The sequence below is a fragment of the Nitrosomonas sp. Is24 genome (assembly GCF_033063335.1).
Classification (GTDB): Bacteria; Pseudomonadota; Gammaproteobacteria; order Burkholderiales; family Nitrosomonadaceae; genus Nitrosomonas.
The window spans coordinates 1,888,108-1,913,324 of the sequence record NZ_JAWJZG010000001.1; the positions used below are offsets into that span (position 1 = coordinate 1,888,108).

General features: G+C 48.2%; 26 protein-coding genes, 1 tRNA gene and 1 other RNA gene. 14 read left to right on the forward strand and 14 right to left on the reverse strand.

Going from position 1 to position 25,217, the window contains the following annotated elements; genetic code table 11:
* Positions 1–216: 216 nt before the first annotated feature.
* The 14 genes from yidC to R2103_RS08670 all read right to left on the reverse strand — a co-directional run bounded on the left by yidC (position 217) and on the right by R2103_RS08670 (position 12,116).
* Positions 217–1,203, reverse strand: coding sequence for a membrane protein insertase YidC (gene yidC, locus R2103_RS08605; protein ID WP_317531047.1), 987 nt, complete (start codon positions 1,201–1,203; stop codon positions 217–219).
* Between the two features lie 89 nt (positions 1,204–1,292).
* Positions 1,293–2,522 carry an IS256 family transposase gene (locus tag R2103_RS08610; protein ID WP_317531048.1) on the reverse strand — a complete coding sequence of 410 codons (1,230 nt, stop codon included), beginning with the start codon at positions 2,520–2,522 and terminating at the stop codon, positions 1,293–1,295.
* Between the two features lie 388 nt (positions 2,523–2,910).
* Positions 2,911–3,207 (reverse strand): hypothetical protein, encoded by a 297-nt coding sequence (locus R2103_RS08615; protein ID WP_317531049.1) that lies wholly within the window; start codon positions 3,205–3,207, stop codon positions 2,911–2,913.
* A 158-nt stretch (positions 3,208–3,365) separates the two neighbouring features.
* Positions 3,366–5,153 carry a phage/plasmid primase, P4 family gene (locus tag R2103_RS08620; protein ID WP_317531050.1) on the reverse strand — a complete coding sequence of 596 codons (1,788 nt, stop codon included), beginning with the start codon at positions 5,151–5,153 and terminating at the stop codon, positions 3,366–3,368.
* Positions 5,150–5,653 carry a hypothetical protein gene (locus R2103_RS08625; RefSeq protein ID WP_317531051.1) on the reverse strand — a complete coding sequence of 168 codons (504 nt, stop codon included), beginning with the start codon at positions 5,651–5,653 and terminating at the stop codon, positions 5,150–5,152. Before R2103_RS08625 ends, R2103_RS08620 begins: the two co-directional genes overlap by 4 nt.
* A gap of 173 nt (positions 5,654–5,826) precedes the next feature.
* A complete protein-coding gene (locus tag R2103_RS08630; protein WP_317531052.1) occupies positions 5,827–6,000 on the reverse strand; it encodes a hypothetical protein in 174 nt (57 codons plus the stop codon).
* Complete coding sequence (locus R2103_RS08635; protein WP_317531053.1) at positions 5,993–6,202, reverse strand: helix-turn-helix transcriptional regulator; 210 nt, start codon at positions 6,200–6,202, stop codon at positions 5,993–5,995. The genes R2103_RS08630 and R2103_RS08635 overlap by 8 nt, the downstream gene beginning before the upstream one ends.
* A 77-nt stretch (positions 6,203–6,279) precedes the next feature.
* On the reverse strand, positions 6,280–6,663 hold the full coding sequence (locus tag R2103_RS08640; RefSeq protein WP_317531054.1) for a hypothetical protein: 384 nt from the start codon (positions 6,661–6,663) through the stop codon (positions 6,280–6,282).
* A gap of 26 nt (positions 6,664–6,689) precedes the next feature.
* A complete protein-coding gene (locus R2103_RS08645) occupies positions 6,690–7,958 on the reverse strand; it encodes a tyrosine-type recombinase/integrase (protein WP_317531055.1) in 1,269 nt (422 codons plus the stop codon).
* 193 nt (positions 7,959–8,151) lie between these two features.
* Positions 8,152–8,511, reverse strand: a transfer-messenger RNA (tmRNA) gene (gene ssrA, locus R2103_RS08650).
* Between the two features lie 93 nt (positions 8,512–8,604).
* The gene (locus R2103_RS08655) at positions 8,605–9,252 is read right to left on the reverse strand and encodes an HAD-IA family hydrolase (RefSeq protein WP_317531056.1); all 648 of its coding nucleotides are present in this window, start codon (positions 9,250–9,252) and stop codon (positions 8,605–8,607) included.
* Positions 9,253–9,299: 47 nt separating this feature from the next.
* Positions 9,300–10,007 carry a bifunctional 2-polyprenyl-6-hydroxyphenol methylase/3-demethylubiquinol 3-O-methyltransferase UbiG gene (gene ubiG, locus R2103_RS08660; RefSeq protein ID WP_317531057.1) on the reverse strand — a complete coding sequence of 236 codons (708 nt, stop codon included), beginning with the start codon at positions 10,005–10,007 and terminating at the stop codon, positions 9,300–9,302.
* A gap of 16 nt (positions 10,008–10,023) precedes the next feature.
* Positions 10,024–11,355, reverse strand: a complete 1,332-nt coding sequence (locus R2103_RS08665) for a TRZ/ATZ family hydrolase (protein WP_317531058.1) — start codon at positions 11,353–11,355, stop codon at positions 10,024–10,026.
* A gap of 80 nt (positions 11,356–11,435) precedes the next feature.
* The gene (locus R2103_RS08670; protein WP_132426762.1) at positions 11,436–12,116 is read right to left on the reverse strand and encodes an OmpA family protein; all 681 of its coding nucleotides are present in this window, start codon (positions 12,114–12,116) and stop codon (positions 11,436–11,438) included.
* Between the two features lie 468 nt (positions 12,117–12,584).
* Between R2103_RS08670 and R2103_RS08675 the strand changes: the two genes are divergently transcribed.
* From R2103_RS08675 to R2103_RS08740, 14 genes are all read left to right on the forward strand, one after another.
* A complete protein-coding gene (locus tag R2103_RS08675) occupies positions 12,585–13,286 on the forward strand; it encodes an ABC transporter ATP-binding protein (protein WP_317531059.1) in 702 nt (233 codons plus the stop codon).
* A 21-nt stretch (positions 13,287–13,307) separates the two neighbouring features.
* Entirely contained in the window at positions 13,308–14,051 is a 744-nt protein-coding gene (locus R2103_RS08680; protein WP_317531060.1) for an ABC transporter permease, read from the forward strand.
* On the forward strand, positions 14,044–15,402 hold the full coding sequence (locus R2103_RS08685; protein ID WP_317531061.1) for a GldG family protein: 1,359 nt from the start codon (positions 14,044–14,046) through the stop codon (positions 15,400–15,402). Before R2103_RS08680 ends, R2103_RS08685 begins: the two co-directional genes overlap by 8 nt.
* Complete coding sequence (locus R2103_RS08690) at positions 15,399–16,271, forward strand: DUF4340 domain-containing protein (RefSeq protein ID WP_317531062.1); 873 nt, start codon at positions 15,399–15,401, stop codon at positions 16,269–16,271. Before R2103_RS08685 ends, R2103_RS08690 begins: the two co-directional genes overlap by 4 nt.
* Entirely contained in the window at positions 16,271–17,098 is an 828-nt protein-coding gene (gene mutM, locus R2103_RS08695) for a bifunctional DNA-formamidopyrimidine glycosylase/DNA-(apurinic or apyrimidinic site) lyase (RefSeq protein WP_317531063.1), read from the forward strand. The genes R2103_RS08690 and mutM overlap by 1 nt, the downstream gene beginning before the upstream one ends.
* Positions 17,099–17,131: 33 nt before the next feature.
* Positions 17,132–17,944, forward strand: a complete 813-nt coding sequence (proC, locus tag R2103_RS08700; RefSeq protein WP_317531064.1) for a pyrroline-5-carboxylate reductase — start codon at positions 17,132–17,134, stop codon at positions 17,942–17,944.
* A 62-nt stretch (positions 17,945–18,006) separates the two neighbouring features.
* Positions 18,007–18,582, forward strand: a complete 576-nt coding sequence (locus R2103_RS08705) for a YggT family protein (protein WP_317531065.1) — start codon at positions 18,007–18,009, stop codon at positions 18,580–18,582.
* Between the two features lie 9 nt (positions 18,583–18,591).
* On the forward strand, positions 18,592–18,888 hold the full coding sequence (locus R2103_RS08710; protein ID WP_292983002.1) for a DUF167 domain-containing protein: 297 nt from the start codon (positions 18,592–18,594) through the stop codon (positions 18,886–18,888).
* A gap of 81 nt (positions 18,889–18,969) precedes the next feature.
* On the forward strand, positions 18,970–19,488 hold the full coding sequence (gene msrB / locus R2103_RS08715; RefSeq protein ID WP_317531066.1) for a peptide-methionine (R)-S-oxide reductase MsrB: 519 nt from the start codon (positions 18,970–18,972) through the stop codon (positions 19,486–19,488).
* Positions 19,489–19,913: 425 nt separating this feature from the next.
* Positions 19,914–22,493: a glycosyltransferase family 39 protein gene (locus R2103_RS08720; RefSeq protein ID WP_317531067.1), complete on the forward strand. Its 2,580-nt coding sequence runs from the start codon at positions 19,914–19,916 to the stop codon at positions 22,491–22,493.
* Positions 22,494–22,573: 80 nt separating this feature from the next.
* Positions 22,574–23,041, forward strand: coding sequence for an MEKHLA domain-containing protein (locus R2103_RS08725; protein WP_317531068.1), 468 nt, complete (start codon positions 22,574–22,576; stop codon positions 23,039–23,041).
* A gap of 78 nt (positions 23,042–23,119) precedes the next feature.
* Positions 23,120–23,211, forward strand: a tRNA-Ser gene (locus R2103_RS08730).
* 483 nt (positions 23,212–23,694) lie between these two features.
* Positions 23,695–24,198 carry an RNA polymerase sigma factor gene (locus R2103_RS08735; RefSeq protein WP_317531069.1) on the forward strand — a complete coding sequence of 168 codons (504 nt, stop codon included), beginning with the start codon at positions 23,695–23,697 and terminating at the stop codon, positions 24,196–24,198.
* Between the two features lie 8 nt (positions 24,199–24,206).
* On the forward strand, positions 24,207–25,145 hold the full coding sequence (locus tag R2103_RS08740) for a FecR family protein (protein WP_317531070.1): 939 nt from the start codon (positions 24,207–24,209) through the stop codon (positions 25,143–25,145).
* The last annotated feature ends 72 nt before the right edge of the window (positions 25,146–25,217 follow it).

A 25,217-nucleotide genomic window follows, 5' to 3' on the forward strand; every position in this document is an offset into this window, starting at 1 on the left:
TGCATTTATATTTGACTGATTGGTTTAAAATTACATACCCCTACCCCTTATTTTTTATAAAGGGTTTACTTTCTTACCCCCCACCCCCCATTTTTGGTTTGATGGTACCTAATTTACCTATACACTAAGTTTTGCACATGAGATTTTTATTTTTAATCGAATAAGTAGTGAGTACTTAGCTGCGGAAATAATAGATTATCTATCATGCTTATCAGCTTATTTGAAACCTACAAAAAGTTTTGCTTTAATCTTTTTGTACTGGCCAGGCGCAATATTGCCTACTGGTAGAATGACGCCTGCTGTATATTGATCATGTGTGTATTTTTTTGCGAAAAACTCACGAGGGTGATTTTCTTCTGGAACCCAAATTGCCAAAAAATTTTGTTCTTTCATTCCAATCGACCCTTTAAATCCAATATTTGGAACTCGATTGATTTTAAGAATATCTTTTTCTTGATCCAAATCGCTATATTTTATTGCAATTGTTCGACCATCTTCAGTAAATATAATTGGCCCTGTATGAGATGCGTAAGAATCGGTTGAATTTGCGAAATTGGGCGCAAATGAATCATGTAACAATTGGAAATATGCAAACGGTGAAATTTCTATAATACCTTCATTTCCAATAACATATTCTATATCAATATGATAACTCCCTCGTTGAAACCTGAAAATCTTGGTAACGTGAGTATTTTCAGTAATATTAGGCGAAGGATTTACTGAAATAAGTTTTACTTCTAGTATGTCCTCATCTGGTGCGAGTCGGTAAACTTTTTTATCTGAAGCTATTGAATATTTGGTTAGATGGGTTGGTAGCTTATCTCCAATCAGCCCCGATTGTGCAATGTGAAATCTATTAGGATTATCTAACAATAATTGATATGTTTGAGTTGAATTTCCTTGCGTTGATATTTCAAATAATTTGAGTTGACGAATATCTCCTCCCATAGTGTCAATTTCGGCTTCTATTTTGTCTGTTATTACATTGATTCTATCTCCTGTCGCGAATTTATTATTTAATGAAGGCGCTTTACTAATCTCGACTGCTGAGTTGTCTGATTCGATTGTAAAGGATTTGAATATAAAAGCTAAAGAATACGGCACGATAGCTGCTGTGAGGAAAATAATTACACCCCAGAAACCTATCCTTTTTAAAACACTATGCTTAAGAAATAATCCAGAAAGCCATATCCACGAAGCCAAAAAAACAAGGCCATATAGTGAGCGTATTCCATTAAAGAAAAGCCATAACTCAAATATGGGGGGTGTCCTAGATTTTGTGTAAACGGTGGTTAATAATGCCGAGGCATTCTTTCGTTAAATTGAATAGTAAACCTGTTTAGTGCCGGTTTCCAATCTCTTAGTGGCATAGACCATTTTTTGGCGATATTGCTGAGAGCCAAATAAAACAATTTGATCACGGCTTCATCGTTGGGAAACGATCCACGGTTTTTGCTGACTTTGCGTAGGCTCATATTGACTGACTCAATCGCATTGGTGGTGTAAATAATGCGCCGTATCTCAGGCGGGTAGTCGAAGAATGGAATGATGCGTTGCCAGTTATTGCGCCAAGATCGGGCGATCGGTGGATAAGCATTGTTCCATTTATCTTCAAAGCCGGCTAACGCGTGCTCAGCCTCATCAATCGTGGCGGCGCTATAGACCAAACGTAGATCAGCAGCTACTTCCTTGCGTTTATTCCAGCTGACGTAGTTGAGACTGTTACGAACCATGTGCACGATACAGAGTTGTACAATGGCATGTGGATAGACGGTTTCAATCGCTTCGGGAAAGCCCTTTAAGCCATCGACACAGGCGATAAAGATATCTTGCACGCCACGATTTTTGAGTTCAGTGACAACGCTGAGCCAGAACTTGGCACCCTCGGTCTGAGCAATCCATAAGCCCAGTATTTCTTTATGGCCCTCCATGTTAATGCCGATCGCCAGGTAAATCGCTTTGGTACGAACGCTACCAGCGTCACGAACTTTGGTATGGATACAATCGAGATAGATCACAGGATACACCGCATCGAGAGGCCGGGATTGCCACTGCTTCACTTCATCCATTACGCCATCAGTGACCGTAGAAATGAGCGTAGGCGATACTTCGGCGCCATACATTTCAGTGAGGTGCTGTTGGATTTCACGCACTGTCATGCCACGGGCATACAGCGAGAGGATCTTGTCATCAAAGCCCGCCCAGCGGGTCTGATGCTTGGAAATGATCAGAGGCTCGAAGCTGCCTTCACGGTCACGGGGGATCTCGATGGGTAACTCACCGAATTCACCTTTCAGGGTCTTACGGCTTTTACCATTTCTGGTATTGCCAGTGGCATTGACTACCGGTTCGTGCTTATCGTGACCGAGATGCTCGGCCATTTCTGCTTGCAAGGCACGTTCAACCAACGCTTTGGTGAGTTGCTTGAGAAGACCATGCTCACCGATTAAATCTTCTGGCTTTTTGTAATCGGCCAGCAGGCTATCAATTAAGCCGGCCGGCAGGGGTTTGGGTGTGGTCATTTTTACTCCAAATATATATAAGCAGTTTCCTGCAATATGACCATTTACACAAAATTATTTACACCCCCCAAATATGCCATTCGTCTTTAAGTATTCGACTGCTATTTCAATAAGCAATATAAAAAATGCACATATTAAGAATCCGAGAATTCCAGCGCTAATTACTAGCCCCATTGTTCGCAGCGTCACTTTGATTTTCTCCAATTATTTGACTCTTGCATTGAACGCCACATTCGACAATAACTCAGCAGCTTGTAGAACTAAACAAGATTAGTACATGTGGTGGATAAATTAAATAATTAAGTCAGTGTATTTTAACAGCGCGCTATTAAAAGAATCCTAACTCATAGTCCAAATATCGCAACTTAACTGTATAGTTGCTTATATTTTAAGCAGTGGCATTATTCAGATTCTTATGATTTTTATCTTGTGGTGGTCTACCTATCCAAGGAATATTCAATAATTTTGCTATCGTATAAAGCTCAAGCATAGTTTGTTGATAAGCTAAACGATTTGCGCGTGTATCATTCTTCCCTTTATATTTAGCAGTTGCACAGGCTGCGCGGCCTGCTGCTGTTCTTACACCGCCTGATCCATGCGCTTTGCATTTTGTTTTTCCGGGCATGGCTTCGCGCTGGCATTGCTGCCCATTAGAGTATTGCTGTTTAGCTGTGCATTGCGGCATGAGTTTAATCTTTTTTCACAGAATGATATTGCCGTTTCAACAAAACAGGGCAGGTAGGGCGGGATTTTAGCTTTTTTCGGGTAATTATCCATAAAGAATACTTATAAGGAATTTACGGAAATTGAATCAAAACCCGCCCTACCTGCCCTGTGTCTACCCTAGCCGCCTTGGGGAAAATTAGAATTGAGCTTTAATCCGGAATAATAACGTCTGCCGTTACTTTTTGATTCCTTAAAACCTCGTTCAGCTAGTCTCCGCGTAAAGCTCGCTTTCGCGTTATGTTTAATACCATTTTCATCACACCAAGTGCGCCAACGGCTGAAAACTTGTGATTGCTCGGTTTTATAGTTCGGATTGGATTGGCATTGTTCCGCTAGAAATTCGCCCAATAAATCACTTTCATTTCTATAGCTTTTGTGTTCAGCCTTGATCTTGGCGCTTAACTTCAGCCCGTCATGTTTCCACTTCAAAGCGCCTTCAATCATCCACATTAGAATGCCATCACGCTCTTCAAGTAATTTTTCTTCAAGATACGGGGCTTTTTCTTTTTCTGTGAATTTTCTTTGAAAAGGAATTAATACAAGCCTTCGCCAGATACCGTCATCATCCCCGGTTATAATCGGTTTGTGGTTTGTTCGCAGCCAGGCTTTAAAAGTCGGCATGTACTCGAAAAACTCTTTATGTAGAAACCTAGCGGATATAAGTTCACGGCCAGCCAATTGCTTCACAATCTGTTCATCCAGTTTATCGCCAGCTTGCAACTCATTAATTGAAACATACCTGCTGCCAGCAATGGACGCTAAATCATTTCTAGGGGTTGAATCGTCAGATCGCCTTGCGGTCAGCAAGGTGGAAGGTGCCATACGTCCATAACCTCCAATAATTTCAGCAATCACATTGTTGAAAACGCTTTTACCATTACTGCCATAGCCAAAGCAGATAAACATTTTTTCTTCGGTAACCGAACCCGTTAGTGTGTAACCCAGTGCGCGCTGAATGGTTTCGATAGTCTCGGTATCGCTTTCAAAAATTTGATCAAGGAAAGTGAGCCAATGGCTACATTGGGCTCCATCATTATGGTTTGCATTGCAATGCCTTGTAATTTTTAAGGCTGGGGTATTTAGTATCAATCCCCCTGTGCGAAGATCAACTACGCCATTTCTTACCCCCAATAACCAAGGGTCGTTATCAAGTTCATTGACTGTGGCAGTCATGCCCGGCTCGGATTTTGCTAATTTCAGCATGGCTTCAAGCCGTGAAAGATTATGACTAACCACTGCTTGTTGTATTAAACGCCTGCCTTTGTCCTGATCGGTTTTGAAAATCTCATGGGCAGTTTGAAGTAAATTACTCGCTGTTGCTTTTGCACAGTTAAAATCTTCTTCTTTTTCACACCATATCCATTGCTGGTTATCCCATCTTAGCCATTTACCGGCATTACCTACATACAACATTTTATCGCGCCATTGCTGAGCAAAAATACGCGCATTCCGAATATCCCCATGTGAATTATGCGGTTCTGTCCCTGTACTATTTTCAATGGCTAAAGCAATCGTACTTTGCCTGTAGTCTGCGCGAGTTTGCCACTTTTCTCTATTTGCCAATTCTGAACGGCCAAAGATAGCTTCAACAGTTGCATGTAACTGATCATTTGAAACACCTTCACGTACACAAGCACTACTGATATGCCTTGCAAGTGCTAAATCAGCTTCGCTTTGGCTTGCATATCCCGGATTAAATGGATTGCCTTCTATCTTCTGCCATTGTCCATGCCAGAGAGCAGGCGCATGCTTTTGCACTGATTCAGAGAGTTGTTCTACTAGCAAGGGATCAATGAGAGTGTCGTATTGTTGTTTGGTGCTCAAACCATTTGATATGGGTGTAACAGTTGCACTGCTGCTATGCTTTGGAAATAGCTGAAGGATTGCACTGATATTTGCACTCATGACAAAACCCCCTTGCCAATTCCCGTGGTGGTTAAATATCGATTGTTGGAATAAAGCTCGACAGACATGCCGTTGATGAATGTTCTCCGCGAATCGAGGGGTTCGTTATGGAGAAAAAAGCCTCTGATGCCTGTGCCACTGATAGAAATTTCATGGCGTGGTAAGTTTAGTTTTTTGAGGGTTTCTTTTACATTTTCATCCAATGAATTATCAATGATGCATTTATCCCAGTCAAAACCGTGTAAATATTTGCCATTGAAGTGCGGTTTGCCATCTAGCACAATTCCAATGCCGATAAATCCGCCAGATTCAAATGCTTTACGCACTTGATCGAATGTCGACCAAGTTGATGGATCGGTGACATTGGCTAAATTTCCATTAGGCTGATAGGGCGGTTTAGTCAGCTTGCCATCACGCATAACAGCATTGGCTAGTACCCAGTTAGGAATCGATTTTAATTCGGGTAGAATATTGTCAAAATCGGGTTTTATAAAATCCATGCTCACCCCACCGGTATTAGTGTAAATTCATCTGATTTGGCCAGCATTTTCAGAAACTCCGGGCAATCGTGACCCAACTCAAGGGCATTCCGAAGGTTCCCGGAATGTATTTCATTGACGATATTCAAGGTGGTAAGAGCGCGCCTATGGCGTAACTTTGTGTGTTTTTGCGATTAGAGTCTTGCAACGAGTTGATTAGCCGAAGGCTTATTGGAATAGCATGATTTACACAGGAAGAATAGCGCCGTATCATTCGAATCTTTACAAACCGCATTAACACTTCCAGCAAGCTGATCGAAAGTCATTTCAGCATCGCACCCCATGCATGTGAATTTGTCTTTATCCATTTATCCCTCCGTTTTCCAATAATTTGCGAATATCGGAAACCTTCCATGCCGTTGCGCGTGAGCCGAGTTTATATCCTTGTGGATAAATACCCGATTTGATACCGGCATACCAACTGGATCGGCTGACAGGGAATATAGTTAATACTTGAGGTAAGCGAATGAATCCCTCCTGTGGCAAGGGATTATTTGAATCTTTTAGCATGTGAAACTCCTTAATTGGATTTAAAGGAGCAGCTTAGAAACTTAGAAGGTATAAGTCACGGGATAGAAATACCGATTTCAATCCGGTAAAGTAAATTCAATATGGCGTAGATTAGGGTTTTTACTCCAATATGTTGATAGGGTTTCCTCGGTTAAACCAAAACTACGAAGATTATGTTCACCTATCTTGCCCACAGCTTTTTCCAGGGTAAGTCCTAATCCTCCCGACTTGACTGGGGTCAAAGCTGCGGCAATCCAACCAAGAGCTAAACGTTTAATAAAATCACTATCTTTAGCTTTGTTTTGAGAGCTCTTACTGGTTCGTTCCCCTCTTTTTGCTTTTACATTCAGAGCCATTTTTGCATCTTTACCGTCAGCAATATTTCTAAGTGCTTCTATGAGAAATTGTTTATTTTCTCCTGAGAGCTGACCAAGTTCTAGTGCATTGGCGATTTGCCTCAAGCGTTCCTAAGCTAGTTTTACATTACTCATGCTACTCGCTCCGTTATTGAAATAATTTCAGCGCCAGCTTTGAGCTTATCCAGATAATCAGCCCATAGCTGCATCATTTTTCTACGCTCGGTCAAATGCGCAGTGCGGTTATAAGCGCGTCCATTCGGATCACGCACAGCATGTGCAAGCTGGTGTTCGATATAGTCAGGCCGTACCTGTAACACTTCATCAAGTATTGTGCGTGCCATTGCCCGGAAACCGTGTCCGCTCATTTCATCTCTGGCAAATCCCATGCGCCGCAATGCTGCCAGTATTGCGTTATCACTCATCGGTCTGCCATTGGTGCGTGCACCTGGGAACACAAAACGATCATCCCCAGTGAGTGCGTGCAGTTCGCGCAGTATTTTCACGGCTTGAGCGGACAGGGGAACAAGGTGGGGTTCGCGCATTTTCATACGTTCAGCGGGAATATTCCATTCAGCTTGATCAAGATTAATCTCAGTCCATTCAGCTTTGCGCAATTCACCGGGGCGGACAAAAACAAGTGGTGCGATGCGTAGCGCGCATTTAGTCACAAAGTAACCTTGATAGCTATCTATAGCGCGAAGTAACTCACCGATGGCTTTGGGATCGGTAATTGCGGCATGATGCGATTGTTTTGCTGAGGGAAGAGCGCCGCGCAAGTCAGGGGAAGGATCACGTTCAGCACGGCCTGTGGCTATTGCATAGCGAAATATCTGACTACAATTCTGATGAGCCCGGTGAGCTGTTTCAAGTGCGCCGCGTGATTCAATTCTACGCAATACAGAGAGCAATTCAGGCGCGGTTATGCTGGTTATGTGTTGTTTGCCGATCCAAGGGAAGACATCGCGCTCTAGTCTGCGAATGATCTTGTCAGCATGAGAAGGTGCCCATTCTATCGAAAACTTGGTAAACCATTCGCGCGCAACTTCTTCAAACGAATCTATTGCGGGCAATCCTTCAGCAATGCGCCTTTCAGTTTCTAGTGCTTTTGTTTGTGCGGCTTTGCTCGCTTTACGAATATTGCTAGGGTCGGTACCCATTGCCACATGCTGCCGTGCTTCATCAGCCCTGTCACGCGCTTCTTTTAATCCAATATCCGGATAAACACCAACAGAAAGAGTTTTACGTTTACCGCCTATGCAGTAATCCAGTCGCCACCATTTTGCACCATTAGGCTTAATCAGTAGGTATAAACCATCGCCATCGCTTAATCGCTGGGTTTTATCGGTGGGTTTTGAATTGCGAATGATTACATCCGCTTTTATGAGATGTCGCGCCATTGCAGTAACTCCCAATAAGAATGTAGTAACTTCTCAAAATAGGAACAGTAACAATGAGTGTTACTGTAAGAGTTACTGCATATTATACTGGATTTTACTGTTTGTTACTGGAGTTATTGGGACACAATAAAGTCTATAATCTTTGTACTTTCTTAATGTTATAGACTTTATTGGATGTCATTGAATCTTTAATTGGTGGAGACGGCGGGAATCGAACCCGCGTCCGCAAGCCCTCTACAGACAGTTCTACATACTTAGCCATATTATTTAATTTAACCTGGCAACCGCCAACTGGCAGGCTGATGACAGGCGAGTCACCTTGCGTTTAACGTTTTATAAAGTGACCCTATAAAACGCGATCCTCGTTAGTGACTCTGCTGTCTGTTGCCAGACCCGGCGTTGAGGCCCACCGGTGCAGAGGCTAGCCGATTAAGCGGCTAAAGCGTAGTTTTCGTCGTTTGCGACTATTGTTTTCAGATGGATTTACGAGGTAATCTGATCCTCGGTATGCCCTGCGCTGCTTTGCAACCCACGTCGAAACCAGATCGTCCCCGGTATTCGTTTTGGTAGTGCATAGGATGGTGCTGAAACCTAAAAATTCAAGTCCTACGCGCCGGGTATTCTAACAGAAATAGCGGGGGTTTCTTTACAGATAGCTCAGCAGCTCTGCGGGGTGGTCGATCAGGTGCCGGGCGCCCCAGGTTTCGGGCGGTTGATCGTTGCCCAGATAACCATAGCGGGCGACGATGGGTTGCATGCCGGCTGCCAGGCTGGCTTGAACATCACGGATGTCGTCGCCGAGATAAATGCAATGCGCGGGAGAAATGTTTATTTTATTGCTGGCGGTCAAGAGCGGTTCGGGGTGTGGCTTGGTATTCGCCAGTTCATCGCCGCAAACAACGCAGGCAACGCGGTGTGCCAGACCCAGTATTTCAATCAGCGGATGCGCGAAACGCGCCGGTTTGTTGGTGACGATGCCCCAGGGCAAGTTGCGTTGTTCCAGTTGATCGAGCAACGCATCTACACCGGGAAAAAGACAGGTATCGTGACATAGGCGTTGTGTGTAGAAATCCAGAAACTCGTCGCGCATCGACTCATAACCTGCATCGCCCGGTTTGATGTTGAAGCCGAGTCCCAGCAGCCCGCGCGAACCAGCGGAGGCCTGCGTGCGGATTGTTTCGATGGGCAGCTCGGGCAGTCCGCGCAGGGTGAGTTGCCGGTTCAAGGCGTGGCCGAGATCCGGTGCGGTATCGGCCAGGGTGCCATCAAAGTCGAAGAGAACGGCTTTAATCATGGATTCAGTTCAAATGCTGGAGGTGATAGTGAGACAACGTAATCTGTTTAGGTGCGATATGCCATGATGTAGTTCACATCGGTGTCATCTTCGAGTGCGTAGACTTTGGTGATCGGGTTGTATGTCATGCCGATCAATTGCTCGTCGGTCAAGTCGGCGTTGCGCGCCATGCGCGCGAGTTCGGATGGTTTGATGAATTTTGAGTATTCGTGCGTGCCGCGCGGCAATAGCTTCAGGATATATTCCGCGCCAATGATGGCAAACAAATAGGCTTTGGGATTGCGGTTGATGGTCGAGAAGAAAACCCAGCCGCCGGGCTTGGCCAATTGCGTGCAGGAGCGGATAACACTCATGGGATCGGGTACGTGTTCGAGCATTTCCATGCAGGTCACCACGTCAAAGTGCTGCGGCTGTTCTTTCGCCAGAGATTCCACAGTGATCTTGCGGTAGTCGACGTGATGCCCGCTTTCCAGCAGGTGCAGTTTGGCAACCTTAAGCGCTTTGTCGCTGAGATCGATACCGGTCACATGCGCGCCCATCGATGCCATGCCTTCGGACAGAATGCCGCCGCCGCAGCCGACATCCAACACGGTTTTTCCGGCTAAGCCTCCAACTAGATCATTGATGTAGTTAAGGCGTAGCGGATTGATTTCATGCAACGGCTTGAATTCGCTGTTGGGATCCCACCAGCGGTGCGCGAGTTGGCTGAATTTTTCCAGTTCCAGCGGGTCAGCATTGATGCCGTCATTTTCCATATGCATTCCTTTGTGCCTAATTTTTTGATGTGGCCGCGATACGCTCTTGCCAGTATGCGGTGCGGTATTGCAGTTCAACCGGGTTGAGCGTCATCAGTTCTTTATCGTGGAGCAGCATTCTACCATTTACCCACACATGACTCACTTGTTCACGGCTTACCGTATAGACTAAATGGGAAGCCGGGTCGTAGCAAGGCGCGAGATTGAGGCCGGTAAAGTCCACCGCGGTAATATCAGCCGCTTTTCCACGGATTAATGAACCGGTTATTTCTCCCAGTCCCAAGGCGTTGGCGCCATTCAAGGTTGCCATCTTCAATGCCTGATGCGCGGGCAAGGCATCGGCCCGTCCGCTGGTCGCTTTTGCCAGCAGCGCCGCCAGACGCATTTCCTCGAACATATCGAGGCGATTATTACTAGCCGCGCCATCGGTGCCAAGACCGACATTGATACCTTGATTCAATAAAGGTGCGATCGGCGCGAGTCCGCTGGCGAGCTTCATGTTGGACGAAGGGCAGTGCGCGATGCTGCAACCGTATTGATGCACGAGTTTTATTTCATGATCAGTCAGATGCGTCATGTGCACTGCAATTAAATTCGGACCGAGCAGCCCCAATTTCTGCAAGCGTTCAATCGGCCGCATGCCGGTTGATTCGAGACTGATGCGGATTTCATCCTGCGTTTCGTGCAAATGCGTGTGTATCGGGGTATCGAGCTGTTCCGCGTAAGTAAGAATGTTGCGGAAGGTTTTGTCGCTGACGGTATAAGGGGCATGCGGCGCAAAACAGAAGGACAGCAACGGATGCTGATATTGGTCTCGCAAATCCAGCCCCTTAGCCAAGTAATCATCGGCGTCACTGGCATAGGCGGTGGGAAAATCGATCACGACCATGCCGATGGCAGCGCGCATGCCGGAGCCGATAGCGGCTTCCGCGCAGGATTTCGGAAAAAAGTACATGTCGTTGAAACAGGTAATGCCGCCTTTGATCATCTCGGCGCACGCGAGCTGTGTGCCATCCAAAACAAATTGAGCATTAACGTGTTGATTTTCTGTGGGCCAGATATGTCGATTGAGCCATGCCATTAGAGGTATGTCATCTGCAAGTCCACGCATCAGTGTCATGGCGGCGTGGGTGTGCAGATTAATCAATCCCGGGATCAGTGCATGATTGCTCAGGGTGATTGTTTGCTTGGCTTGATAACGCAGACTGGCTTCGGATGCCGGCAGAATATCCTGGATGATTCCTTTATCGATAGCGATGGCGTGTTGATTCAGTACAACTCCAGCAGGCTCGATGGGAATAATCCATTTCGCCTCAATCAGCGTATCGATTTGCTGCAAACCATTCATGCGTTTCGAGTATGTAGAAAGAAAAAAGCCCTGCTCTTAAGGGCAGGGCTTTATGCATAAAAATAGTGAACCGGTTTCGCTTATCGGGTACCGGCTACTTCGATTTCAACGCGGCGATCAGGTGCCAAGCATTCGATCAATGCTTTGGTTTTTTTGTCGCCTACGCAGCTATTGCCTGTCACAGGATTAGCTTCGCCTTTGCCATCAACAAAGACGCGGCTTGGTTCAATGCCTCTTGAAACCAGATGAGCCTTGACCGATTCAGCACGGCGTACCGACAGGTTTTTGTTGTATTCATCGGAACCGATGCGGTCAGCATAACCTACAGCGATAATAAGATCATACTTGACGCCTTTTATGCCGGTTACAAATTCATTCAAAGACTGAATACCGTTCGGTTTCAGTTTGGCGCTATCAAAATCAAATAATGCATCAGCAGAGAATGTAATTTTTTCCGGTGCGGTTTTAGCAGCTGCGGCGGCTGCAGGCGCTGCGGCTACAGGCGTAGCAGCTTCGGATTTTTTAGCCAGATCCGGATCACATTCAGGAATCGCCATTGCCGGTGTCCAGTAACCGGTTTGCCAGCACAGACCGGTTGTGTTTCTTGCGACTACACCACGATCATCAACACCGTAAGCTTCCGGTTTTTTTACAGTTTTATCTTTATCAATAACTGTTTCTTGTGCCAAAACAGCACCAGAAAACATTACTGGTATAAGAATCATTCCCATGAGAGTATTTTTAGCTGATATTTTCTTCATGCTGTTGTCCTTTTTAATGAAAACTACGGGTTTTAATATTGGGTATGCAAAAAACTATTCTGCACTTGAAAACTTTCTAGCATTCTACTACTTCAGGCTATTGATTGCGCAATTATCAGTTTGTTTGTTTGTTTTATCAAATCAATATGTTGTAAAATTGCAACAAATTACCGCCACCAATCAAGTTGAAATAAAATTAATAACTTAGCTTGAGTGAACGATCAATAACCGGTCATTTTCTGATAAAAAATTAACGATATAACAAATCACAAATTACTCTTACGCATACGGCGCCGGTATTGGCATCACGTTAAAGCCGGTGAATTATTGATCTATCACACGTATACTGTCCGGCCGCCAAGATGGTGAAATTTCACATCGGCATGATATGCGGCGAAGATTTTCATGAACCCTTTCAATCAATTCTAAAAACATTGCCGTATGCCGGATGAGACAGCAGCTCTAACTTTGTCAGCGCAAAATCTGACGCGCCGCTATGGTGAAGTTGTTGCAGTTCATCAATTCAACCTGCAATTGCGGCGTGGCGAGGTGCTGGGATTGCTTGGACCCAATGGCGCGGGTAAATCGACGACACTACGCATGTTGACGGGTAATCTTGCACCCAGTAGCGGCGGTGTTGAAATTTGCGGCATCGATTTACTGGATAAACCGCAAGAAGCCAAAGCGCATGTGGGTTTCTTACCGGAGATTCCCCCGCTGTATTTCGATATGACGGTGGATGAATATTTGCTGCTGGCTGCCCGGCTGCATCGAGTCCGGAAGGAAGCACTCAAGGCGGCGTTAGAAAATGTAAAGCAACGCTGTGGTTTGGAACAGCGAAGCAACAATTTGATCGGTACATTATCGAAGGGTTATCAGCAACGCGTAGGTATCGCGCAAGCGATCATTCACAACCCCGATGTCATCATTCTGGATGAACCGACAGTGGGTCTTGATCCCAATCAGATGCGCGAAATCCGCCAATTGATCCGCGAATTGGGAGCAGCCAGCAGTATTATTTTATCGACCCATATTTTGCCGGAAGTTGAAAATGTCTGTGACCGGGTGCAAATCATGCACCAAGGCGGCATTGTATTCGATCAGCCGATGATCGATTTGCGCCAGCAAAATACCAGTCTGGAAACGGTATTCACACAACTTACGCAATAATTCACAAACCGGAATTTGAAGATGATTGCGACCATTATCCGTAAAGAATTGCATATGCTGTTCATTTCGCCGCTGGCCTGGATACTGCTGGCGTTGGTTCAACTCGTGCTGGCCTGGGTTTTTCTGGTACGGCTGGATGCGTTTCTGGAAATTCAGCCGCAGTTGATGCAAATCGCCAATCCTCCTGGCGTTACCGAGATTATCGTGACACCCGTCTTTGCGGTGGCCGCGATTGTTTTCCTGATGATTACGCCATTACTATCGATGCGTCTCATCGCCGAGGAACGCCGCAACCGCACGTTAACACTCTTGATTTCCGCGCCGGTTTCGATGACGGATATCGTGCTGGGTAAGTTTCTAGGTTTAATGGTGTTTTTTTCCGCGATCATCGGCCTGATTGCCGCCTTATGCGTTTCATTGCGCACCGGCGGCGTGATGGACTTCGGATTGTTGCTCAGTAACACGATAGGGTTGCTGCTGACTGTTGCCTGCTCTTCCGCGCTTGGGTTGTATATTTCCAGCCTGACCGCGCAACCGGCGATTGCCGCGGCAGGCACTCTGGGTGTGTTGCTCGGATTATGGCTGATCGATCTGGCGGCGAGCGCAACACAAAGCTGGCTGCACTATTTCTCGTTACTGAAACATTTCGGTCATTTTAATCAAGGTTTGATCGACACCTTGAGTACCGCCTATTTCATTTTGTTTACCGTTACCTTTCTGGTGTTGACGATCCGCCGTCTGGATGGAGAGCGGCTGCATGGCTGAGCTGGATAAAAAATCGCACCGGCAATACCGGGTACACCATAGCCTGTTTGTCATTCTGCTGTTGCTATTGGTTTTCTTACTTGGATATTTAGCCCAGCAGACCCGGCAGCAATGGGATATCAGTCAGAATGGGCGTAATAGCCTGAGTGAAGCCAGCGTGGAGATCCTGCAAAAACTGCATGGACCGGTCGAGGTAACCGCGTATGCCACGGAGCAAGATGCCCAATTGGGCGACATCCGCCGCATCATTACAGATTTTATCGCGATGTATCAGCGCATTAAGCCGGATCTGTCGCTGCTGTTCATCGATCCGGTGGAGCAGCCATTGTTAGCGCAGGAAGCCGATGTGCAAGTCAATGGCGAAATGGTGATTCGATTCAATCAGCGGGTTGAGCACTTGCTTACCGTCAACGAACAAGCATTTTCCAATGCATTGATGCGGCTGGCGCGTGCTGAGAATAAGCTGATTGTGGCGCTGAGCGGTCATGGTGAGCGTAAGCTGGATGGTCATGCCAATTACGATCTCGGCGAATTCGGCAAGCATTTGCGCACCAACGGTTTTAACAGCCAGTCATTCAATCTCGCTGTGGAACGGGATATCCCCGCCAATGCGAGCATGCTGCTCATTGCGTCACCGCAAACCGACTTGTTGCCGGGAGAAGTGCAAAAGCTTCTGGATTATATCGACCGGGGCGGCAATTTGCTCTGGCTGGTCGATCAGGAATCGTTGCGCGGATTATTGCCGCTGACGGAAAAATTGCGTTTGTCGCTGACCCCGGGTGTCGTCGCCGATCCCCAGGCGATGGAACTCAAAGCGCCGATTACCTTCGCCTTGGGCGCGATTTACGGGCCGCATGTGATTACCAATGATTTTAATTACATCACCGTATTTCCCTTCGCGCGTCAGATCGAGATGGATGAAAATGAGTACTGGAGCGGTGTTGCGCTGGTTGAAGCGGCACCGCAAGGCTGGGTGGAAACCGGCGATCCGAGTGGAGAAATCCAGTTCGATCAGGATGTTGATATACCGGGTCCGGTCAGTATTGCCGTGGCATTGACGCGCACTATCCAGGACCGCGAGCAACGTATTGCTGTAGTCGGCAGCGGGCATTTTCTTGCCAATACTTATCTGGGCAACGGCAGTAATCTGGATTTCGGCATCAATCTGATCAACTGGCTGACCGGTGATGAAGAGCTGATTGTGATTCAACCGCGCGCAACGCTGGATAGCAGCCTGGTCTTGAGTGAATTTGAACTGACACTGATCGCGTTAGTTTTTTTAGTGGTATTGCCCCTGCTGTTCCTGACATGCGGGGGCGTCATTTGGTGGCGCCGCCGGAGAAAAATATGACCATGACACATCATGCACGGCTGAATCTCATTATGGTTGCCACGATTGGCAGCTTGCTGTTGTTTCTTTACTTTAAACCGCAATCCCAAGGTAATCCGGAATATTCAATCGCCAGCAATTCTGCCGGAACCGTGCAGAGTATGCGTATCGTCAGGCCGCAGCAGGAAATCACGCTCAAGCGGCTGAACGATCATTGGTATCTGACAACGCCCCTGCGCGCCCGGGCTAACGAAGAAAAGATCCGGAAGATTCTGGAAATTCTCCAAGCCAAGAGTCAGCAACGTTTTCCGTTGACTGATTTAGGGCGGTTTGGCTTGGAGCGGCCGAATGTGCTGTTAACCATTGACAGCTCACAGTTTGGCTTTGGCGGATTTGCACCTACCACCAATCAGCAATATGTGGCAGCCGGTGACCATGTATATCTGATTGCACCTCGTTATGCGCTGGCATTGCCGGGCAGCGTGAACGATTTGATCGATTCCAAGCTGCTGGCGCCCGGCGAGATTCCGGTTAAATTTGAATTGCCGCATTTCGCAGCGGAATTTCACCAGGATCATTGGCGTGTGACATTGCAACGATCGGACCATGCCGTCACCGAAGCGGCATTGAAAGACTGGATTCAATCGTGGCAGACGGCCAGCGCTGCGGAACTGATACTGGCAGCGCAGCTGGAATCTGATTTTGTTGAAACCGGTATGCTGAAAATCGGTTTGCAGGATGGCCGGCAAATCGATCTGAAAATACTGCACAATGCGGTTTCGATTGTTTTAGTGCGAGCCGATGAGGAAATCGGTTACCAGTTTCCGCTTCATACCGGCCGGCATTTACTCGATCCGGCCACGTTAGCGCAGGTTGAGACTGAAAACTGATGCCGGAATTACCCGAAGTCGAAACAACGCGGCGCGGCATTGCACCCCATATCGTGGGACAAACGATTGCGCAAGTCATTGTCCGTAATCCCCGGTTACGCTGGCCGGTACCGGATGAGTTACCGTCATTATTGGCAGGCCTGACGATTCAAACCGTAACCCGGCGCGCCAAATATCTGTTGTTAGACTGCGGTACCGGGACGTTGATCATGCATTTGGGAATGTCAGGAAGCTTACGTATCCTGCCACCAACGCAAAATGCAGAGCTTCCGCCGGGAAAGCATGATCATTTTGATCTGATTCTGCGGGACCGCACGGTCTTAAGGTTGCGCGATCCGCGCCGTTTTGGTGCCGTGTTATGGCAAACAGGCGATGTTTTACGCCATCCGCTTTTACAGAATCTCGGCCCGGAACCCTTAACGGCGGATTTCGATGCAACGCTGTTATTCACGAAAACCAGAGGCAGCCGTGTCAGCATCAAGCAAACGCTGATGAATCATCACGTGGTGGTTGGTGTGGGCAATATTTATGCGAACGAAGCCTTGTTTCTGGCCGGAATCAATCCCAAAATTGCCGCTGGCAGAATTGGCATGACCCGGTATGAGCGGTTGGTGCAGGCGGTGAAAAAAACTTTGCAGCAGGCAATCGAAGCAGGCGGCAGCAGTTTGCGCGATTTTGTGAACAGCGACGGAACTCCCGGCTACTTCCAGCAGCACTATTGGGTTTATGGACGTGAAGGCCAGCGCTGCAAACAATGTGAGGGTATTATTCAATACATCAGACAAGGTCAACGCGCCAGTTTTTATTGCCCGGCTTGCCAGCACTGATCTCAGTTTAATCAACGTAGCGAGAAAATGACTATGAATATTTCGTTCATCGGCGGCGGTAATATGGCTTCCGCCTTAATCAGCGGATTGTTGCAGCAAGGGTATGCGGCCCGGCAACTCAATGTGGTGGAAGTTAATGCCGAAAGCCGCGAAAAATTGCAGCAAGCATTCGGCATCACGGCTGTGGCCGATCTCGCCGAAGGCATCGCCGCCAGCGATGTGATCTTGTTGTCGGTAAAACCGCAGCAATTGTTTGAATTGACGCAGAAACTCGCGCCGTTATTGAAACACCAATTAACGATATCGATTGCCGCCGGAATTCGCGCCACAGATATCATGCGCTGGCTGGGCGGGTATCAGCGGGTTGTGCGTGCCATGCCCAATACGCCTTCGCTGGTGCGTTCAGGTGTCACCGGTCTATATGCCGCACCCAGCGTGAATGCGCAGGACAGAACGAGTGCTGAATCGATCCTCGCGGCGGTAGGTTCGACCCTTTGGGTGGATGACGAAGAGATGCTGCATGCCGTAACGGCGATCTCCGGCAGCGGTCCCGCTTATGTCTTCTACTTTATTGAAGCGATGCAGCAAGCGGCGATAGAACTAGGCCTGTCAGCCGCTCAAGCCAGACAACTCAGCTTGCAGACATTCACGGGCGCCAGCAAACTGGCCAGTTCGAGCGATGAAGATGCGGCCGTATTGCGCGCCCGGGTAACCTCCAAAGGCGGCACCACCGAGCAAGCGATACAAACTATGGAAAAAAATGATATTAAGTGTAAGATCATCACTGCCATTCATGCTGCGAATAAACGCTCACGGGAATTAAGTGACGAGTTCGGCAAAATATAATGTTCGCGATAACTTATCAGCGATTTCTTAATTATCGATTATAGTTTTTCTGGAAAATTGTTATGTCCAATCAAATCCTGATTTTTCTTGTTGATACTATTCTGGGGTTGTTTTCCTTGGCGTTGTTATTGCGTTTTTATTTTCAATTATTGCGCGTTCCTTACTACAACTCAGTCTCGCAGTTTCTGATCGCGGTGACCGATTTTATTGTACGCCCGGCACGCCGGTTTATTCCCGGCTGGGCGGGGATGGATCTATCGACACTGGTGCTGGCGTGGCTGCTGGAATGCACCATCATAGCCAGCATGTATATGGTGCAAGGGTATGATTTCGAGATCAATATCGTCACTTCGCTGGGTGTGATGGGATTGCTGGGTATTGTTGAGATCATCAAGACGACGCTCTATATCGTGTTGATGATGATTATCATGCAAGCCGTTTTGTCGTGGGTTAACCCGCACAGTCCGCTGGCGCCGCTGCTGGACAGTTTTACCCGTCCGTTCCTGGCCGTTTTCCGCAAACGCATACCACCGGTCGCCAATGTCGACTTGTCTCCCTTGTTCGTGCTGATCCTGATTCAAGTGCTATTGATGGTCGTGGCTGGCGTGAATAAGGAAATCGTCGCGATGCTCTTTTAACCGATCGACATGGGATGGTACCGGTACGATGACGCGGACAATCTCGTGCTGACGCTGCACATTCAGCCGGGTGCAAAAAATACCGCAGCGGCCGGTTTGCATGGCGATGCGCTAAAAATAAAACTTGCCGCACCGCCGGTGGAAGGCAAAGCGAATACCGCCTTGCTGAAATTTCTTGCCGAGCGTTTTGATGTGCCGCTTTCCCGTGTAATCTTGAAACAGGGGGATAAATCGCGCCATAAAGTGATCGTGATTCAGCAATCCGCGCATGATCCGGCGGTGTTATTGGATGGATCTTGCGGTTAATTAGCACGATCGAATCGGCTGCACTGAAAAGATCCCAGAAAATCAATTCACGCGCGCTTTTGCTGCTTTGGAGAAGATTTCATGAAACGACGCACTGTGTTACAAGCGCTGGCCGCAGCCGCCGTGATTCCGCTGGTTCCCGCCTGTTTGCGCACGGCGGCGGTGGGTGAAGCAGCCAGCCCGGTCACGCCGCTTAACAAACCGCATGAAGAATGGCGCAAGCTGCTTTCACCCAGAGCCTATCAAATCTTGTTTGAAGAAGCCACCGAGCGCCCGGAATCGAGCAATCTGGTGTACGAGGATCGCGCGGGTACATTCATTTGCGCCGCTTGTTATCTGCCGCTGTTTGACAGCGCGCATAAATATGAAAGCTGGACCGGCTGGCCCAGTTTCACTCAGCCGGTTGCCGGACACATCGCCACCCGGCTCGATTTCAAACTGATCAAACCGCGTACCGAATACCACTGCGCACGCTGCGGCGGACATCAAGGCCATGTGTTCAAAGACGGCCCGCCGCCGCGCGGTGAACGCTGGTGCAACAACGGCATTGCACTCAATTTTGTGCCCAAAGACGAACCGCTACCGGCGCTCAGAAGCTGACTCAACGGTTGCGCCTTAGCAATCAATCCTCAAACCTGCCGGATTATTCCCTAGCCTGCGCGCTTCTCGATTGCGCGCCCATTGCAAGTTGTGAAAACTGACAATGGGGTAAAAATCCATCTTGCACCACTACAATCCCGGACAATTCTGTCAAAGCCCAAATCAATAGCCATTCACTATTTTCCTATTTATACTGGCGGCAATTTCATCGCACCGGATTACCTGATTCAGATCGTGCCTCATTCGCCAATTTCAAAACAACCGAGCTTTTTTCAGATCGTTAATTTAATTAGCGGCGAAACATAATGCATAATAATATAATAACGATAACGGATTAATTGCGGATAAAACGCAGGAAGCATCCTAATTTCCCCTAAACAAATCCCTTATTTTTAAAATCAATCATTCAACTTTCAGAGATCCCCTTGACACAATTTTCCGTAGTAATACCGACACTCAACGAAGCCGATAACATCGATCCGTTATTAACTAGCTTGTTTGCACTGAATCTTCCGCCGGACAGCTTTGAAGTTATTTTTGTCGACGATGGTTCAAAGGACGGAACTCCGGAAAAAGTACGGGCATGGGAGAAAAAAGCGCGGGTACGCCTCATTGAGCGCACAGAGAAACCGGACTTGACGGCATCGATTCTGGCCGGTGCCGCGCAGGCACAGAGCGATGTGATTGTGGTCATGGATGCCGATCTGAGCCATCCGACCGAACAGCTTTCCGCTGTCGTGGCGCCCGTGCTGAATGGCAGTCACGATGTTTCCATCGGCAGCCGCTATATTCCGGGCGGCCGCACCGAAGGCTGGCCGTTGCACCGGCAATGGCTATCGCGCATCGGCGGCTCACTGGCACGCCCGCTGTGCGATGTGAACGATGCCACTTCGGGCTTTTTTGCATTCCGCCGCGAGCTGACATCGACTATTTCCGGGAAAGCGCATGGCTATAAAATCCTGCTCGAATTGTTGATGGCCGGACAAGGCACGCTGAAAGTGGTGGAAGTGCCCATCTGTTTCCGTGACCGGACACGCGGCACTTCAAAGCTGTCCTTTCACCACCAATGGGCCTATCTGCAACGCTTGCTTGCGCTTTCCGGCGGCACCACCATTCACAACGCCGGACGTGTTATTTTGATTGGACTGCTCTGCGCGCTGATCGATATCGGGTTGTTCCAGATCCTGAAAAGCAACGGCGCAGGGCTGGCAGCGGCTCATATGGCAAGTTTTCTTGCGGCAGCGGCGGTATTGCTCGTTTTTAATTCCAGCGGATTGTTCCGCTCGCGGCAGACCAACCAGCTGCAGTGGCCCCGCATCGGCCGTATCGCTGCGGTCGGCAGCATTGCGCTATTGTCACGCGGAAGCATACTAGCATTGCTTGTGGACGGCTGGCATGCACCGCCGCTATGGGGGATTCTCGCCGCCACCGCCGCTGCCGCAATCATCTGCTATCTGGGGTCGATCTTCTACATATTTCCCGTCAAAGACAACCGCCCTACTATAGATACGCGCTGGCGCGTGGCCGCGATCGGGATCGTACCGTTCATTATAGTGTTCCGGTTAATTTATCTTGGCGAAATCCAACTGATTCCCGACGAAGCCTATTACTGGAACTACGCTCAGCACATGGATTTAAGTTTTTACGATCATCCGCCCATGGTGGCGTGGCTGATCTGGCTGGGCACCGCAATTGCCGGTGATAATGAATTCGGTGTCAGGATTGGAGCATTCATCTGCGGCTTGATCACGATGGGTTTTCTCTATGCTTTGGCTAAAAATCTGTACGACAAATCGACCGCTATACGCACCACGCTGCTGCTGGCTGTTCTGCCGTGCACCTTTGCCACCGGCTTCCTCATGACTACGGATGCCCCGGTAATGGCCGCCTGGGCAGCCACACTGTATTACATGGAACGCGCCTTGATCGCAAACCGCAGTTCAGCTTGGTTAGGCATGGGAATCGCTTTCGGTCTCGGCATTTTATCCAAATATACGCTTGGACTGCTCGGCGCTGCCGCATTATTATTTGTGCTCGTCGACCCGGTTGCACGCCGCTGGCTGTTCCGCCCCCATCCGTACCTTGCCGCATTGCTGGCGCTACTGCTGTTTTCCCCGGTTATTATCTGGAATTTGGAGCATCACTGGTCTTCGATCATGTTTCAGTCATCGCGCATCCGCGGTGTCAGCGATGACTTATTTTCCCCTCATCTTATGTTCGTCGATCTGCTGGTGCTGTTATCACCCGTGGGCTTGGCCGCCGCATTCTGGGCGCTGTGGCCCAAGAACCAGCCGAATGGCAGCGAGACGGCACACAGACGCACTTTATTCGTATGCATCTTCACGGGCATACCGCTGGTTATATTTTTTGTTTTGAGTTTACTTGATTCTTTGCGCTTTCACTGGACAGCTCCACTATGGCTGGCGATAGTACCTACGATGGCATGGATGATGGGGCAAAAAGTTGCCCCCCGCAGCTTGGCTAGCCGCATTCAAGCATATTGGAAACCAAATATTGCCACTACCATCGCGGTCTATGCTTTATTGTTGCACTATGTGGTGCTCGGGATCCCAGGAATCCCCTACCCGTCATTCATGACCCGCTATTATTGGCGTGAAACTACCAGCGAGATTGAAAAGATTGCCGCCCAGGTGCAGCAGGAAACTGGACAGAAACCACTGGTCGTCGGCATGAGCAAGTGGTCGGTCGCCAGTGCGTTGTCATTCTACAACCAACACGGAGAACCGATGGATATCCGCTCGCGTAATATGTTTGGCGATAGCGGCGCCATGTATGAAATCTGGCATCCATCGGAGTCACCAACCACTCGACCGGTAATCCTGGTTGGCATGGAGCGACAGCATCTGGAATATGATCGCACAGGCAACGACAACGCCAGATTACTCGATCAGCCCGGACCGGTGCAAAGCATCACGATTACGCGCGAAGGCAAACCGTTGCGGATAGTGTATTACCAAATCGCGAAAGGTTATTTGGGGTTGTAATTCTTGCGAGGTGATCTGTTTGCGGCGGCTTAGCCATGACTGCACCGAATTAAATTAAAATTTTGATATAACGCAGCATAATGCAAACCGAATGGAAAAATCCCGGAACGGTGCAATGGTGTCAGTATTTACTCGACAGCTACGTACACTGGGTCAAACAGGAATTGATCGAACGGACTGGCACGCCCCTGGAGCAAGCGGAACGGTTATTCGACAGTGCATTTGTGGTGGCATCGCACGGCACGGAAGATGATCCGGTATTAAATTACGGTAATCGCACGGCGCTCAATTTATGGATGATGGACTGGCAGCAATTTACGCGCACCCCTTCCCGCCTGACGGCGGAACCGGCCAAACGGGAAGAGCGCGCACGCATGCTGGAACAGGTAAAAACCCAGGGCTATCATGCTGATTACAGTGGCATCAGGATATCCAGTACCGGCAAACGTTTCTTGGCCGAGCGGATTATCATCTGGAATATCCATAAACCGGATGGCACGATAGCCGGACAAGGCGCCACCTTCTCGACATGGAAATTTTTGAGCTAAAATTAGCGACAATTCGCAAAACAAATTTGCCCGAAACAGGGAACTGGTTTATTCTTTGCCCCCTTGCCGAAATTACCTGGAGAAGTGACCGAGCGGCTGAAGGTGCACGCCTGGAAAGCGTGTGTACGGCTCAAACCGTACCGCGGGTTCGAATCCCGCCTTCTCCGCCACAATTACTAATATAATCAATTGTTTAACCACAAATAATTGACCATATTTAGTCATAAGTGATCATGGTTTTGCATAGTCTGACCGGCATTCTGGTCAACCTGGATCAGGAACAATCTCTACCAACGAAACCAAGATCTTGTGTATTACAACTTCCCTTGCATCTAATGAGTAGTCTCGAAGATCAAGTTCGATCTTCTATCAGAAATATTTTTTAATGGCGATGGACAGCAATTTGGTGCCACGAGCAACAACAATATTCCCGGCCAGCCTCTCGCTTTCCTAGGTTCAATCCATCTGGAATATTAAGCAAAACGGATAGCTACCCAACCCGATACCATCAACACAGCGCTGGTTTACTCCAGTCACAACCAGCGTTCGCCTACCCATGGAATGCGGCATTATGCCGCATTCCAATCGAAATCAGTGTCAAGCATAATGCGGCGCACAAGCATTGCAGGTGACCCGTCTTTTCAAACCGCTTCATGAATTCCAGTATCTTTCTCACTCAGATTTACCTCCGGCATATGTCTGAATTACGCGCTTTTTTGTCAAAGCGCGTGGGTTGCCGCGAGGTTGCCGCGGAATTGACCCAGGAGACATTTATCCGGATCATGCATTATCAGACCGGCGAGACCTTGCAGAATGCACGCGCAATGCTTTATCGCATCGCCGGAAACTTGGCAATCGACTACCATCGCCTACAAATCAGGCAACCGGCTCATCGTGCGATTGATGAACTGCCGCTCCATGATTTGCCGGTTAGCGATGCGCTGAATCCCGAGCGTATTGTTTATGCACGGCAAATCCTGAAGCAACTCTGTACCATTATCGAAGGACTACCGCCACAATGCCACCGCGCATTTATCCTTCACAAATTCGACGGCCTTTCGCATGATGAAATCGCCAGTCAATTGAGAATCACCCGCAATGCCGTTGAAAAACTGCTCATCCGGGCACTGGTGCGGTTGCGCCAGATATTGGCATGAACGACACCATGCCGAAACCATCCTCGACCGATCCAGAAAACCCGGCGTCATCAGAAACCTCTCTGGCCGAAGAAGCTGCATCATGGTTTCTCCGCATGCATCAAAGCAACAACAATGATGCCGAACAAAAAGCCTTTGAAGCCTGGTTGGCGCAAAGCAGTTTGCACCGCGCGGAATACCAACTTTATGCCCAGCTATGGGACAACCTGGATTATCTGGAACAGAAACCGCGAAAAAATTTCCGTGCGAGAGCTGCAAGCCTGTTGCTATTGGCGCTCATATTCAGTGCCATGCATTGGCTCAGCCGGACTGAAGATGTCATCATTACAGCGATCGGCGAACGCGAACGGATTGTGCTAGCCGATGGAACCACCATTGATATCAATACCGGCACAAAACTGCGTCTGGCGGCATACGGATTGACCCGGAAAGTAACCATCGAACACGGCGAAGCATTGTTCAAGATTGGCACCGAACGCTTCCGTGCGTTTGAAGTTTATGCAGGCGGCGGGATCATCCGGGATATCGGAACCGTGTTTAATGTCGACCGGGACAATGACAAAACAACCGTTGCTGTACTTGAAGGCGCAGTGGAAATTGCACTGGACGGTCAAAACGAACAGGTTAAAACTATCCACAATGGGCAGCAACTTTCCTACACGCAGCGCGAGCTATCGGATATTTCCCGGGCGGATGCGGAAACTGTAACGGCTTGGCGCAACAACAGATTAATTTTCCGGGATACACTACTGAGCGAGGTCATCCGCCAAATCAACCGTTACCATGTCCACCCTATCACATTAGGTGAAACGCGGTTAAATACGCTAAAAGTCAGCGGAGAATTCAACTCAGCTGATCGTGCCGGATTGATACAATCGCTTAAAACATTGTTCCCGCTGCAAAGTATTGAGCAAGGTGAAATGACGGTGCTTTTATCAGAAAAATAAATAACACAATAATTCAAGACGTCATACTGTAAAAATTTCCGCATGTCAGGTGTTTCCTTTCATTTTCGTCTT

What these genes read in the sequence shown, in the direction of transcription:
- R2103_RS08645 (WP_317531055.1), bottom strand. Translation starts at nt 7,958, where the DNA reads ATGGCGCGACATCTCATAAAAGCGGATGTAATCATTCGCAATTCAAAA.
- R2103_RS08655 (WP_317531056.1), bottom strand. Translation starts at nt 9,252, where the DNA reads ATGATTAAAGCCGTTCTCTTCGACTTTGATGGCACCCTGGCCGATACC.
- ubiG (WP_317531057.1), bottom strand. Translation starts at nt 10,007, where the DNA reads ATGGAAAATGACGGCATCAATGCTGACCCGCTGGAACTGGAAAAATTC.
- proC (WP_317531064.1), top strand. Translation starts at nt 17,132, where the DNA reads ATGAATATTTCGTTCATCGGCGGCGGTAATATGGCTTCCGCCTTAATC.
- R2103_RS08635 (WP_317531053.1), bottom strand. Translation starts at nt 6,202, where the DNA reads ATGCTAAAAGATTCAAATAATCCCTTGCCACAGGAGGGATTCATTCGC.
- R2103_RS08680 (WP_317531060.1), top strand. Translation starts at nt 13,308, where the DNA reads ATGATTGCGACCATTATCCGTAAAGAATTGCATATGCTGTTCATTTCG.
- R2103_RS08670 (WP_132426762.1), bottom strand. Translation starts at nt 12,116, where the DNA reads ATGAAGAAAATATCAGCTAAAAATACTCTCATGGGAATGATTCTTATA.
- R2103_RS08705 (WP_317531065.1), top strand. Translation starts at nt 18,007, where the DNA reads ATGTCCAATCAAATCCTGATTTTTCTTGTTGATACTATTCTGGGGTTG.
- R2103_RS08725 (WP_317531068.1), top strand. Translation starts at nt 22,574, where the DNA reads ATGCAAACCGAATGGAAAAATCCCGGAACGGTGCAATGGTGTCAGTAT.
- R2103_RS08620 (WP_317531050.1), bottom strand. Translation starts at nt 5,153, where the DNA reads ATGAGTGCAAATATCAGTGCAATCCTTCAGCTATTTCCAAAGCATAGC.
- R2103_RS08710 (WP_292983002.1), top strand. Translation starts at nt 18,592, where the DNA reads ATGGGATGGTACCGGTACGATGACGCGGACAATCTCGTGCTGACGCTG.
- R2103_RS08625 (WP_317531051.1), bottom strand. Translation starts at nt 5,653, where the DNA reads ATGGATTTTATAAAACCCGATTTTGACAATATTCTACCCGAATTAAAA.
- R2103_RS08740 (WP_317531070.1), top strand. Translation starts at nt 24,207, where the DNA reads ATGCCGAAACCATCCTCGACCGATCCAGAAAACCCGGCGTCATCAGAA.
- R2103_RS08615 (WP_317531049.1), bottom strand. Translation starts at nt 3,207, where the DNA reads ATGCCGCAATGCACAGCTAAACAGCAATACTCTAATGGGCAGCAATGC.
- R2103_RS08690 (WP_317531062.1), top strand. Translation starts at nt 15,399, where the DNA reads ATGACCATGACACATCATGCACGGCTGAATCTCATTATGGTTGCCACG.
- R2103_RS08735 (WP_317531069.1), top strand. Translation starts at nt 23,695, where the DNA reads ATGAATTCCAGTATCTTTCTCACTCAGATTTACCTCCGGCATATGTCT.
- R2103_RS08630 (WP_317531052.1), bottom strand. Translation starts at nt 6,000, where the DNA reads ATGGATAAAGACAAATTCACATGCATGGGGTGCGATGCTGAAATGACT.
- R2103_RS08685 (WP_317531061.1), top strand. Translation starts at nt 14,044, where the DNA reads ATGGCTGAGCTGGATAAAAAATCGCACCGGCAATACCGGGTACACCAT.
- R2103_RS08665 (WP_317531058.1), bottom strand. Translation starts at nt 11,355, where the DNA reads ATGAATGGTTTGCAGCAAATCGATACGCTGATTGAGGCGAAATGGATT.
- mutM (WP_317531063.1), top strand. Translation starts at nt 16,271, where the DNA reads ATGCCGGAATTACCCGAAGTCGAAACAACGCGGCGCGGCATTGCACCC.
- msrB (WP_317531066.1), top strand. Translation starts at nt 18,970, where the DNA reads ATGAAACGACGCACTGTGTTACAAGCGCTGGCCGCAGCCGCCGTGATT.
- R2103_RS08610 (WP_317531048.1), bottom strand. Translation starts at nt 2,522, where the DNA reads ATGACCACACCCAAACCCCTGCCGGCCGGCTTAATTGATAGCCTGCTG.